Origin of the sequence: Vibrio sp. 10N.286.51.E5 (genome assembly GCF_041469125.1) — a bacterium.
Classification (GTDB): domain Bacteria; phylum Pseudomonadota; class Gammaproteobacteria; order Enterobacterales; family Vibrionaceae; genus Vibrio; species Vibrio crassostreae_C.
Genome location: NZ_JBFRJZ010000061.1, coordinates 19169 through 32151, shown reverse-complemented (window position 1 = coordinate 32151; position 12983 = coordinate 19169). Strand labels below are relative to the sequence as shown.

At 42.7% G+C, this 12983-nt stretch carries 10 protein-coding genes; 8 read left to right on the top strand and 2 right to left on the bottom strand.

Translation table 11 applies throughout. From position 1 onward, the window contains the following. A partial coding sequence (gene tnpA / locus AB4161_RS19915; protein WP_372084061.1) for an IS66 family insertion sequence element accessory protein TnpA occupies nucleotides 1–308 on the bottom strand: 308 nt, incomplete at its 3' end. Between the two features lie 311 nt (nucleotides 309–619). Between tnpA and AB4161_RS19910 the strand changes: the two genes are divergently transcribed. The 8 genes from AB4161_RS19910 (at nucleotide 620) to AB4161_RS19875 (ending at nucleotide 12290) form a co-directional block, all read left to right on the top strand. Beyond that, entirely contained in the window at nucleotides 620–1591 is a 972-nt protein-coding gene (locus AB4161_RS19910) for a hypothetical protein (RefSeq protein ID WP_372084059.1), read from the top strand. A gap of 50 nt (nucleotides 1592–1641) precedes the next feature. Further along, nucleotides 1642–2775 carry a PcfJ domain-containing protein gene (locus AB4161_RS19905; protein WP_102320114.1) on the top strand — a complete coding sequence of 378 codons (1134 nt, stop codon included), beginning with the start codon at nucleotides 1642–1644 and terminating at the stop codon, nucleotides 2773–2775. A 278-nt stretch (nucleotides 2776–3053) separates the two neighbouring features. Then, on the top strand, nucleotides 3054–4796 hold the full coding sequence (locus tag AB4161_RS19900) for a metallophosphoesterase (protein ID WP_372084056.1): 1743 nt from the start codon (nucleotides 3054–3056) through the stop codon (nucleotides 4794–4796). A 46-nt stretch (nucleotides 4797–4842) separates the two neighbouring features. Continuing rightward, the gene (locus tag AB4161_RS19895; RefSeq protein WP_372084053.1) at nucleotides 4843–5517 is read left to right on the top strand and encodes an HNH endonuclease; all 675 of its coding nucleotides are present in this window, start codon (nucleotides 4843–4845) and stop codon (nucleotides 5515–5517) included. Between the two features lie 9 nt (nucleotides 5518–5526). Then, complete coding sequence (locus AB4161_RS19890; RefSeq protein ID WP_372084050.1) at nucleotides 5527–5754, top strand: hypothetical protein; 228 nt, start codon at nucleotides 5527–5529, stop codon at nucleotides 5752–5754. Between the two features lie 297 nt (nucleotides 5755–6051). After that, nucleotides 6052–9423, top strand: coding sequence for a DEAD/DEAH box helicase family protein (locus AB4161_RS19885; protein ID WP_372084047.1), 3372 nt, complete (start codon nucleotides 6052–6054; stop codon nucleotides 9421–9423). A 135-nt stretch (nucleotides 9424–9558) separates the two neighbouring features. Further along, nucleotides 9559–11097: an N-6 DNA methylase gene (locus tag AB4161_RS19880; RefSeq protein ID WP_372084045.1), complete on the top strand. Its 1539-nt coding sequence runs from the start codon at nucleotides 9559–9561 to the stop codon at nucleotides 11095–11097. Continuing rightward, complete coding sequence (locus tag AB4161_RS19875) at nucleotides 11094–12290, top strand: restriction endonuclease subunit S (protein WP_372084044.1); 1197 nt, start codon at nucleotides 11094–11096, stop codon at nucleotides 12288–12290. Before AB4161_RS19880 ends, AB4161_RS19875 begins: the two co-directional genes overlap by 4 nt. A 121-nt stretch (nucleotides 12291–12411) precedes the next feature. Here AB4161_RS19875 and AB4161_RS19870 read toward each other — a convergent pair whose 3' ends face one another. Continuing rightward, nucleotides 12412–12948, bottom strand: coding sequence for a hypothetical protein (locus AB4161_RS19870; protein ID WP_372084043.1), 537 nt, complete (start codon nucleotides 12946–12948; stop codon nucleotides 12412–12414). Between the last annotated feature and the right edge of the window lie 35 nt (nucleotides 12949–12983).

Below are 12983 nucleotides of genomic sequence, written 5' to 3'. Positions count from 1 at the left end.
GCTCCAATGAGTTCAGCAAGATAGGTGGCTGGCGTGCCTTGAGGAATGCTCAGCTCCACATCATTGATGAGAAGTGTCATGTTCGCCGTAGCTATCTGGGCCTGATACTTGGTTGTCTTTTCAACGATTTCAGCTTTAATAAATCCGACAGATTCCGATTGGCTTGCTGTTTGGAGTTGACGCCGTTTGGCAAAGAACGTGGATAAACTCAGTCCATGCTCTTCACAAAAAGCGCGTTGGGTAACACTGCTGCTTTCATATTGTTCAAACAGTGTTTGCCATTCTAGGTTGGTACGTCGTTTTACCATTTCAACTCTCCTTTGGGTTGGAGAGATGATCTTATTCTTCGTGCTGGTTAATTAGAATGCGGGGTTCGTGACACGCTTACATTTATCATAATAGGAATATTGAACGCCGATTTTTTTAGGTTTGATTGTTTTCGCTTAATAGAATGTCCAGTTTAAATTGTGCCGATCATAAGTTAGCCTCACGGAATAAAATCCGTAAGTAACGAGTTCTTCTTAGCCAAAACGATTTTCACAAGCTTATGAAGCTTATTCGTATGTCCCTTTCTAATATTATGCTTCTCAACGAAATGACTTAAATTGAGAGGCCTATCATGTGCAAACTATCTAGCTACAGCAAATACCAAAAGCGTGTAATCAAGTTCTTAAATGACCAACTTGGTACCGATACGCCTTTCACTTATGAAAGAACCCAAACAAATCACTTAAAAGTACTTATTGATGGTGTGCCTAAGCCTATTTTTACTGGGTCGACGCCATCTGATTTTAAATCCATTAATAATTTCATGGCTGAAGTAAAGCGTGAAATTAGAGCGAGTAAAGTTGAAGAGGATGATTGCAAACCGACTCCTCAATTACCAAATCCGATAGTGGTATCTAACGATAAGCTAATACAGGGGTGCATCAAATCGCTGCGCACACGCTTGCCTATTTTGAAGTCTCAAGAAGAAACTCGTGTTTTAGAGACTCATGAGTTAGAGGATATCAACTCGAATCGCTTAGATGCGGTAAAACATTCTATCTCATTCGCACTACAGGCTCGTAAAGACGGTGTTTACATAAAGCGAAATGAAATGAAAGAGCTTGAGCAAGCAATTCTAAAGCATTTAAATTTCATGCTGCCAACAATGGCTTATTACGCTGAACTTCTCGTTAATAAAAACAAGTGTAACCAGAAGAGTCTTGAACCTTTACCTGCAGAAACCGTGATGAACGAGTCTGATGTTCGAGAGTTTCGAGCTACGACTGTCGTGAGCATAGATTCTCCATCGAGAGAGAGGGAGAAAGAAGAAAGCCTAACCACTTCTAAAGAAGCAAAAAAGCAGAACATTGCTCATTCAGCTAAACAAACCAAAGATTCCGCCTTAGAGTTGATGACAATGTCAGCGGATAATCGAGTGAGTTTGCTACGAAATCTGACCAAAGCGCAGGCGCTGACACTCATTGATGATTTAAATCATGCGTTAGCTTTGAACCGCGAACAAGATATCGAAGCTGTCGTTGAGTTAATCCGTGATAAAGACTTGCCTTTAGAAGCCATTATTTCTCGTTTAGAGGCCGCTTAAGGTGAAAAAAATTAACCCGCTATCGTTTAACAGTTTGGTGTTTGAATAATATGAAAACTTCTTTAGCAACTATACCTACTAGTTCAATAGGATATAACTTTGATATCGTTATTTGTCATTGGAGCGATCGCTTAACGGCTTATCGCAACTATCCAGATGGTAGACAAGATATGATTGAGGGAGGTATTGGTATTGGCCTAGATTTTATCTGTAATGAGGCGACCAGAGATGGGTGGTTATCTGCCATTCCTAAACCGTTGTTAGCTCAGAGTGAAATTTTTCCAGATCACCAGTACCAAATGCTCTGGCTTGCAGCTAATAGTGTCAACGCTAGAGAGATACTAAATGTTCGACCGATTATTCTAGCGATGCTCTGTGAGCATTACCCTGTTGATAATGAACAGGCTCTAGGACTAGCAAATCAGGGACAAAGAAAGATCCTAGAGCAACTTGGACTTGCAGGCACCAAGTCTGCGTTAAGATTTATCGATAAGTTAGATTTGACGTATGAACGTGCGGGGGAAATCTTCCACGTGATGAAGCTCCTTGATGCCAGAACTTGCCATTATAAGAGGTTCAGTCATTACAAAAAAATCAACTTCTCTAGCTTATCATTAGACAATACACATCCATTTCTGACAGGTACACGTCTAGGTCAATCATTGGAGAACACCGGCTACACAACGCGACTAAAACTAACGTTATGCATCGAAGATTCATTGCGACTTGGTCAAGCGTTGGGAGTACAAGAGCCAATGCAAAACATTGTTCGCCTTGAAAACAATGAGGCTTTGGTTGCGTTGCATGATGATTGGGTGCAAAGACATAACTTAGCTCGAACACAGTCTATGAGGCCCATTGACGCCAATATACCCTATATGCGCTGCCTTTGTAAGACAGACAAGATAGAGCAGATCCAAGATTATGATGACCTATGCAAGGAAGGCGCTGAGATGCGCCATTGTATCGCTGTTTATCATAACCGTATTGCTCAAGGTCGGTATGCTGTATTTAGACTTTTTCAACCTGAGCGAATGACCATTGGGGTTAGTATTCTTCCCGGCAAATCATTTCCCTTTGAAATCGATCAAATTGCTGGCGCTCGAAATAAACTAGCAACCGAAAGTACCCGTAAAGTTATATTTGATTGGCTTGAATCAGCAAGAAAAGCCAAGATAAATTGATTGTTTTTTGTAAGCTTACCAATATCCCACACATTTTATTTTAGGTAAACGGGTCACATAATCAAAACGTAATATCGTATATCGTAGCAGTCCAATAAATCGTGACAAGGAACCTTCATGAATCTTATGCAGCAGTACCGATATAAACGCTACATAGCGAGGAGTCACGAGTTGGCAATATTGCGAGGATAAAATCGCCCAATAGCCAGCGGGCGATTCAATAACCCACTCACCATTCGATAATCATCAATAAACAGCGTCAGCAGTAGGAGCACTCTTTGGCCTTAATTGAAAGCAAATATATTACCACTCTGTTCAGTGAATTAAACCAATACGGCCTGCGTGGTAACAGCGCATTATGGTCCATCTTACCCGTCGAGTTAATCGCCAATAGCGACCGCTACACCACCGTAGGCTTACTTAAATGGGTGGATGATTACGTTGTGGCACTACTTGAGCAAGCAAGGCTTGCATCGAGTGAAGCAGGACTAGTCGGATGGCGAGCAAACGACAGCAATGACATCTATATCGAGTCTCTTAATCAAGGTGGTATGTCGGGTGGGCTACTTGATATACGTTATTGGCAAGAGGTGATGCGGCCAATGCTTGAGCAGCGCTGTCTGCAGCTAGAGCAAGGGTTACAGTTTAAGCAACAGCATCATTTGGAAAGCGTGTTTTTTATTGGCGATCTTCATGCTCAGCAAGATAAATTAACCACTTTGCTCGACAGCCAAGGGCTACCAGAACAGAGTGATGACTCTAATACCACCATTGTCTTCATTGGGGATTTAGTTGATAACAGCCCAAATTCAGCAACCGATCATATCGCGACGCTGAATACGGTTAAAAACTTAGTCGACAATAAACAAGCGCTTTGCTTACTAGGCAACCACGAGTTTAATGCGGTGGGTTGGTACCTAAAGGGCGCTGACGGAAAGCACCTTCGCGATCGCAGTAAAGCAGGCAATCAAAAACAACACGCGCATTTTCTCGCGCAGGTTGGTGAAGACTCGCCATTACATCAACATTGGGTCGAGTGGTTTATGACCCTGCCTTTGTATCTTAATTGTGGCGATATTCGTGCTATTCATACCTGCTGGCACGAAGAGAGCATCGCACGCTTAGAGCAGTACCTTAATCCAGACCGTTCACTAAAATCAGAACATTGGGAAGAGGCTTTTAATCGTAATCACGAACTGTTTGGTCTAATTGAAACTCTGCTTAAAGGGCCAGAAGCACATTTGCCACAAGGCATTAGCTTTGCAGATAAGAATGGCATTGAGCGTAACGACATTCGTGTTGCTTGGTGGAAAGACGAGTACGCAGTAGATAGCTATCGAGAATTGGCGGTGGTTCCAGCTGCTCAAAAAACATCCATCCCCGATACGCCCGTTGAGTGTGGTGCAATGGCTTACAACACGCCACCTTTGTTTCCTGTCATCGTCGGCCACTACACACTCCCCCTGACACCGTTTCCGCAACCTGTGAGCGAGAGTGTCGTGTGCGTTGATTATAACGCCGCGAAGGAAGAGAACCCATTGGTGGGCTATCACGCTTATCTGCCCGGTTGGGACCAGTCACCCAACGAGTTAATCGGATCGCATGGCTTTGCGTATGCGAATGAACTGAACTGTGTTGAGGTGGTTAGCAACGGTATTACTCAACTGCTAAACGCGATGTTAGCCACGCTACCGGCAGCAAAAGCTGACAATGGCTTTTCTCAAACAGTGAGTGAAGTGCTGCTAACCGAATGGGACCCAATTGGGGTTTATGCCCCTGATGAGGTGGATGAAGATTTGGCGGATGAGTATTCGCAATACGAGCCTGATGTTAATCGGTTGGCACAAACAGGCAATCTTCAGCAACTCGCGGCTTATTTACTGTTAACTGAGCAGCATGTTATTGGTGTTGAGCGAGAAGATGGCGCAGATTACTGCACAAAAACAGCGTACAAATTGGTAGAAAAATGGTCAGAGCTATTATCACAACAAAGTGAAGGTGATTTTGATAGTTTGTTCTGATAATTATTCGATATTTTTACAGTTACTCCAAACCGATGAGTTCTAAATGACTAAATATACAAGAAAAGCCAGTAAACATGGCCAGAAACCAACCTACACATTTACCGAAGTTAATAATCGAACGCTCAACGTGGTTAGAGACAATGATGGTGATCTGTTTGAGTACAATTTTTCTATTGGGCACAAATTTGAAACGTACGCTGGTACACCAGTAGAAATGATTGGTCTTAACCCTAATGGGGGGAACCCAGATTCAGGCTACTACATCATTGTGCGAGAAATTACACCGGAAGGTTTAGGTAAGTTAACAGATGTCAGCGCACAGAATCAGGTTGATAAAATTTATTGGGGTCTTAAACAAGCTGATGATTCTTCGATCAGTGGTGAAATCAATACACAAGAGCCACAGGAGTATGTTGAAGGAGCTGTTAAACAAGTCACTGTTAATAAATATGAAAGGGATCCAAAGGCAAGAAAAGCATGTATCGAATATTACGGTACAAGATGCCAGATTTGCAGTTTCGACTTTGCGAAAAAGTACGGACCTCATGGGGCGGGGTTCATTGAAGTTCATCATATCAAGCCCCTTAATACCATCGCTAAAAGCTACAAGGTAGATCCAGTTAAAGACTTAATCCCAGTCTGTTCAAACTGCCATTCAATTTTACATCGAGGAACAAATCCTCTGAGTGTTGACGGCTTACGCTCAATTCTGAATTAAGGGAGTAAAATGATGGAAAATGAAATAGTTCAACGAATTATCGCACATTTTAACAATGACGAATGTCTCGTTACAGGTAAGAAAAACTATGAAGCGACCCTAAGAGGCAAGACTATCATTGTGAAGTGCAATGGCTGCATTGAAGAAAATATTAAAGTGCTAGATGATGGTTCTATTAGACACAAAGAGATGACATTTAATAGCTTCGTTGAATGGCTATATTGGTATGAGATGTAAGCTTATAAGTCGCTATCATTTACGCGCTTCAATTAGAATACCTCTCGTCAATGAAAGGTATCTATCATGTACAAACAATCAGGCTTTGCTCTATTTAAGAGCATAACCTTGATGTCGTGGTGATCCCCACTCGTGTAAAGACTTACAAATAACTGGCACTATTTCCGACTTTTGCTGCATAAAATGTTATGCATTGTTTCAGAGGAAATATATAACTCAATTGCATACACGGTCATCGTAATAAGAGCAATTATTTGATATAAGGTATGCAATTCAAATTTGGAGTATCAATGGCTTATGGCGACTTCTTTAAACTTCGAACTCATTCGTGAACATAACGAAAAACTGGCAAATTTAGGATACCTCGCTGAGCAGATCCTACATTTAGACCCTGGCAGTGCGATTACGCGATTGCGTGGCTTTGCCGAAGAAGTCACCAAAGAGATTTATGCCATTGATGGTTTAGCAAGGCTTCCGCAGGCAAGCTTTATGGAACTGCTAAAGAACGATGCTTTTATTGATGTCACTGAATCACGCCTTCGAGATCAGCTTCATTTCTTGCGAGTAGAAGGGAATGACACTGCACATGGTGGTGACGGTTCTACGCGTAAAGCTTATGCGGCACTGGGTACAGCTCACTCTTTATCTCAATACCTTGCGATTAACTATTACGGCTTTCAAGTATCCGAGCTCAAAGAGCTTGTATACCCAGAGGCACCTACCTCAAACTCTTTAACGCAAAAGCAACTTGATAAAGTTATTGAAGAGAACGAACAGAAGCAACAAGCGCTGTTTGATGAATTAGAGCGCGAGCGCCAGAAGCGACAAGCAGCAGAAACTCAGGTCGAGCTAACGGCTGAACAACTCAAGCAAGCAAAAGCACAGGCGAAATCGCGTAGTCAACAAACGGCGAACAGCCTTCAATGGGATGAAAATAAAACTCGTCAGTTGTTAATTGATACATTACTGGCTCAGGCTGGTTGGGATATTAACGATCCAGAAAAAGTAGGCATTGAAGTTGAAGTCGAACACCAACCGACAAACTCCGGAGTAGGGTATGTTGATTATGTTCTTTGGGACGACGACGGTACGCCACTTGCCGTTGTCGAAGCGAAACGTTCGCGTGAACATATGCAAAAAGGCAGGGAGCAAGCTCGCTATTATGCTGAAGGTCTAGCAAAGCAACATAACTGTCCAGAGCCGATTGTGTTTTATACCAATGGCTATGAGATTTGTATTTGGGATACCAAGCAATACAACACCTATCGTCAGGTGTTTGGCTTCTATTCCAAAGATAGCCTGAAGTTTTTGCAATACCAGCATTTACATAAAGATCCAAATTTAGAACAACTCAACCCTAGCGCAGACATCGCAGGTCGACCTTATCAGATTGAGGCGATCAAATCGGTGACCAACCAATTCCAAAATCAGCGCCGTAAGGCACTGATTGTTCAAGCAACAGGAACGGGTAAAACTCGTGTATCCATTGCATTAGTTGAGTTGCTACTTCGTTCTCGCTGGGTTAAGCGCGTACTATTCTTGTGTGACCGTAAAGAGTTGCGCCGTCAAGCCGATGGAGCGTTTAAAGACTTTTTACCAAGTGAACCGCGTTGTGTCATCGGGGAGAAAAACCAAGTCGACCAGTCAGCTCGTGTATTCGTCTCGACTTACCCAGGTATGATGAACCGATTCTCACAATTGGATGTAGGCTTCTTTGATTTGATCATTGCCGATGAATCACACCGTAGTATCTATAACCGCTATCGTGACATTTTCGACTACTTTGATGCAATGCAGGTAGGTTTAACTGCAACACCAGTCAAGTTCATTGCGCGTAACACTTATGACTTGTTTGGATGTGAAAATGGCGACCCAACCTTTAACTTCGACCTAGCAGAAGCGATCTCGCATGAGCCACGTTTCCTAAATCCATTCAGAGTAAAAGAGTTCACTACCGAATTCTTACGTGATGGTATCCACTACAGCAAACTCACTCCAGAACAACAAGCGCAGCTTGAAGAAGATCTCGGAGAAGAAGAGGCGCAAAATACCACCATTAAAGGCAAAGACATTGGCAAGAAGATTTTCAGTGTCGAAACCGACAGTGCCATCCTAGAGAACTTGATGGAAAATGGCATTAAAGATGCCACTAAGTCGCTAGTGGGGAAAACCATCATCTTTGCGCAAAACCAAGCGCATGCTGAACAACTTGAGAAACTCTTCTGTGAAGATCTGTATCCACAATACGGCAGTAAAGTGTGTAAGGTGATCCACAATGCCGTTGATCGACCAGAAGCTCGAATTGACGAGTTTAAAAAGCCAGATAACGATTTCCGTATCGCTATTTCAGTAGACATGATGGACACCGGTATCGATGTTCCAGAAGTGGTCAACCTTGTGTTTGCACGCCCTGTGAAATCTTGGGTGAAGTTCTGGCAGATGATTGGGCGTGGTACAAGACTTTGTCCAGATCTGTTTGGCCCCGATAAAGACAAAGAAGAGTTCTTGATTTTCGACCACTATGGCAACTTTGAATATTTTGAAGAAGAGTATGTAGAAGCAGACACTGGCGTTAGCCGTTCACTGCTGCAAACCGTCTTTGAAGCACGCTTACAACTTGCCGATGAAGCTCAAAAGCGTGCCGACGTTAAAGCCTTTGAGCTCGCTTGCGCGCAGATGAAAGCGGATATTTGTGACCTACCCGAAGGCGCAATTGCCGTTCGCCGAGAGCTGAGAAACGTAAAACAGCTCCAAGAAACTGATCAGTTACTCCAAATGAATGGTTCCACTAGGCATTTACTGGAAACTACAATCGCGCCTCTGATGGGAAATCGCACACTAAAAGACAAAGATGCCTCAATGCTGGATCGCTTAACCTCACAAATTCAAAGTGCTCAGTTATCAGGTAGTAGTGAGATCGAAAACCTAAAAGCGGATTACATCTCTCGTTTACAAAACCTAGCAGTGACCATTACAGAAGTGCGCAAACAAGGCGATGAAATCGCAAGAGTGCAAACCCAGAAATACTGGCAAGACATTACGCTAGAGCAGCTTGAAAACACACGCACTAAACTGCGTGGGATCATGAAGTTCAAAAAGAAAGAACTGTCTCCCTATGAGAATATTCAGACAACCACAGCGCAAGATGGCGAGGTTCGTGAAACTGACCGTGTGGTGGTTATCGGTGATGAAACAGAAGCCATGGTTTACCGTAAGCGATTGAAAGACATTCTCGATAAAATGCTAGCTGATAATCCAGTATTGCAGAAGATTCATAACAACCAAGCAGTGACAGAAGATGAACTAAAATCACTGACTTCAACAATTTTAACGCAGCACCCCGGTGTTGATGCGAATGCTTTGAACGCTTTTTATGGAAGAACTTCAGAAGAGCTGAGCCAAACGTTGGTTCAGCTAGTGGGTTTAGACGCCGATCTCGTCAATCAACGCTTTACCGATTTCATTCAAAATAACCAACTTAGCTACAAGCAAGTGCAGTTTTTGAATCAATTGAAACGCTTTATTTGTCAGAACGGGCGTATCAAAGTCGCAGATTTATACGAGGGGCCGTTTGAGCGCCTAACCGATGGCGAAGGCTTAGATATCTTCACCGATTCAAAAGCGGACGAGCTTGAAGCGTTAATGCAGCCATTTTTGATGCCACATTAACCAAACGGTCATTCAAAACACCGAAAAGGGAGTTTGTAAGGTTACGAACTCCCTTATTCATTATAAAATCTCATAATCTACACCTCTTAACTTTGTCGTTTGCAAAGTTAACACCCACTAAAAGAAGAGCGCATTATGCTAACTGGTCAATTACGTAACGATATCGATGGTCTGTGGGAAAAGTTTTGGACAGGTGGGGTAACCAACCCGCTAGTGGTAATTGAACAGATCAGTTACCTAATGTTCTCTCGCATGTTAGATATGCAAGAAACCACGGCAGAGAAAAAGGCTAAACGTACAGGTAAACCGTTTAATCGCCAGTTTCCGGAAACGCCTGAAGGTCAGTTGCTACGTTGGCAAAACTTCAAAAACATGTCGGGTGCAGAACTGCTTCCTCACCTGCGTAACAACGTTTTTCCTCACTTTTCTGATATCGAGCTAAACGGTTCAGACATTGCGCAGTTTATGGCGGATGCTGATGTGGAGATCCGCAGTGAATCGGTACTGCTATCTGCTGTTGAAATGGTTGATAAGCTTCCGCTCGAGCAGAGTGATGTTAAAGGTGATATCTACGAATATCTACTGAGTAAGCTCTCTTCTGCTGGCATTAACGGACAATTCCGTACACCTCGTCATATCATCGACATGATGGTTGAAATGCTGGATGTGCAACCAACAGATGTGATTTGTGACCCTGCGTGTGGAACCGCGGGCTTCCTTTCTCGCGCAATGGAATACCTAACGCGCACTCACACCAGCCCAGAAAGCATTTACCAGGATGAAGACGGCAATAACGTTTACACCGGTGACATGTTGCACGAATACCAAGATCACATTAATAATAAAATGTTCTGGGGTTTTGACTTCGACACCACAATGCTACGCGTTTCAGCAATGAACATGCTGCTACACGGGGTAAGCTCTGCCAATATCACCTACCAAGACAGCTTGAATAAGAACTTTGCAGGCAAAGCGCAAGAAGAGAATTTCTTCGACAAAATTCTAGCTAACCCACCGTTTAAGGGTAGCCTAGATGAGCAGTCGGTAAATCCGCAAGTGCTTTCAATGGTGAAAACCAAGAAAACCGAGCTGCTATTTGTGGCGTTAATCCTGCGCATGCTTAAGCTAGGCGGCCGCAGCGCAACCATCGTGCCTGATGGCGTCTTGTTTGGCAGTTCAAAGGCACACAAAGACTTACGTCAAGAGCTGATTGAAAACAACCAATTAGAGGCAATGATTTCTCTGCCTAGTGGTGTATTTAAGCCATACGCTGGGGTATCTACCGGTATTCTTATCTTCACTAAAGGCGGCAGCACCGACAATGTCATGTTCTACGACATGCAGGCAGACGGCTACTCACTGGATGATAAGCGTAACCCAATCAAAGACAATGATATTCCAAAAGCATTGGAAAAATGGAAACGTTACAGTGAGCTATACCAAACGAACGATACTGTCGCACTAGCTGCAGAGTTTGGTGATAAAACGCAGAAAGCCTTCATGGTTTCAGCAGAAGACATTAAAGCGCAAAAGTACGACCTTTCTATCAACCGTTACAAAGAAGTCGTTTACGAAGAAGAGGTATACGAAGACCCTAAGGTGATTCTTGGCAAGCTAAAAGCGCTTGAAAATGAGATTCTGACTGATTTGAATGAGTTGGAGGGGATGTTATGAGTTGGCCTTTAATCAGACTTGGAGATTTAGTTTCCGTAAAAGGCGGTAAACGCTTGCCTAAAGGTGAAAGCTATTCCGACGAAATAACCACTCATCCATATATTAGAGTTACGGATTTTAAGAACAACTCGGTTGATATGGATAATTTAGTTTATATTTCGGATGACATTCATGAGAAGATCTCTCGATACATAATTTCTCATGACGATTTGTATATTTCTATAGCTGGCACTATTGGTTTAGTTGGGGTTATACCTAAGGAATTATCAGGAGCAAATCTTACCGAAAATGCTGCCAAGCTTGTTATTCATGACCACAAGCAATTGTGTAAAGAGTACCTGAACTGGTATTTATCTACAGCTGGTCAAGTTCAGATACAAAGTAAAAAGAAAGCTACTAGTCAGCCTAAGTTAGCACTGTTTCGAATTGAAGAGATTGAAATCCCACTCCCACCACTAGCCGAACAAAAACGCATAGCAGCCATCTTAGATAAAGCTGATACCATCCGCCAAAAGCGCAAGCAAGCCATCGACCTAGCAGATGAGTTCCTACGCAGCGTCTTTTTGGATATGTTTGGTGATCCGGTTACTAATCCAAAAGGGTGGAAGGTTTCTCCTATGAAGAAGCTGATTGATATTCAAGGGGGCTATGCATTTAAAAGCGGAGATTTTGGCGAGACGGGCACTCCTGTTGTGAAGATTGGTAACGCAAATAAACTTGGATTTACAACAAAGGGTATTGCTTTCATTGAACCGGATAACCCGGAGAAATTAAAGCAATATGAACTTTATGCAGGTGATTTACTAATGAGTCTAACGGGCACTGTTGGTAAAGATGACTATGCAAATATTACAGAAGTTACAAATGCGTACAGTAAATATTATCTTAATCAGCGAGTGGCGAAGATCTCCATTCTAAGCCCAGTAATGAAAAGTTATTTAAAGTACTATTTTGCGAACCCAAAAGTTAAGTCTGAAATTACAAAGAATAACCGTGGGGTTAGACAGGCAAATATAAGTAACAATGATATATATGATTTGGATGTTCCTGTACCTGATGAAGATAGTTTACGAAAATTTGCAGTATTGGCAACTCGAATGCAAGACCTTAGACATAAGATTAAGTTACAACCTAAGTCAGATAGTGAGCTATTTAACGCATTATCCCAAAAAGCCTTCTCCGGCGAACTTTAAACTAAGCCCTAAATAAACCCTCACATTAGCAATGCTGAGAATTTTCAGCATTGCTATCAACAACAATGGCCATCCTTCATTGTTTATCCAGCTAAATCCCTTGAATGACTATCAGGCTCAGTTACGAAAACGGGTCATCAAAACTTGAACTCCCACAGCAAAAACTGTCATCGTCAAATAGGCTAGTGTCATCGAAACAACTGTTTGTACTGTCGTCGAACAAACTGTTGTTCATGCTATCGTCACTCAGTGAACTGATCGAGTCGTCAAAGAGGCTAGTACTATCAAAGCTATCTGATGAATCTATGCCGAATGGATTGCCTTCCACATCCACACCTCCTATGCCACCTACCATAGGTAACCCGTTTGCAGGGTTAATTGCATTGTCATCGAACGTTGTGGTGTCTTCTGAAAACAGAGTGCTTTCAATAGTGTCGGATTCAAACAGATCATCTTGGTTGTTATCGGGCGTGGTGTCTGAATGTTCACTGCCTGAAGCTGTATCTGAAGTTGAAGCCATAGGGGAAAAATCGCTGGTCTCAGTCATGTGAGAGACGAAAAAGTAGCTAAACACTCCGATGAAGATCCCGAAAGGTATCGCCAGCGAGCCAATCATGAGGCCGATGGCAGGAAAAAGAATAGCTAAGATATATTTCATATAGAGCCTCATCACTCGGCATGTTAGAAAACTAG

Coding starts and splice junctions, on each gene's coding strand:
- AB4161_RS19885 (WP_372084047.1), top strand. CDS start 6,052: ATGGCGACTTCTTTAAACTTCGAACTCATTCGTGAACATAACGAAAAA.
- AB4161_RS19905 (WP_102320114.1), top strand. CDS start 1,642: ATGAAAACTTCTTTAGCAACTATACCTACTAGTTCAATAGGATATAAC.
- AB4161_RS19880 (WP_372084045.1), top strand. CDS start 9,559: ATGCTAACTGGTCAATTACGTAACGATATCGATGGTCTGTGGGAAAAG.
- AB4161_RS19875 (WP_372084044.1), top strand. CDS start 11,094: ATGAGTTGGCCTTTAATCAGACTTGGAGATTTAGTTTCCGTAAAAGGC.
- AB4161_RS19890 (WP_372084050.1), top strand. CDS start 5,527: ATGATGGAAAATGAAATAGTTCAACGAATTATCGCACATTTTAACAAT.
- AB4161_RS19870 (WP_372084043.1), bottom strand. CDS start 12,948: ATGAAATATATCTTAGCTATTCTTTTTCCTGCCATCGGCCTCATGATT.
- AB4161_RS19910 (WP_372084059.1), top strand. CDS start 620: ATGTGCAAACTATCTAGCTACAGCAAATACCAAAAGCGTGTAATCAAG.
- AB4161_RS19895 (WP_372084053.1), top strand. CDS start 4,843: ATGACTAAATATACAAGAAAAGCCAGTAAACATGGCCAGAAACCAACC.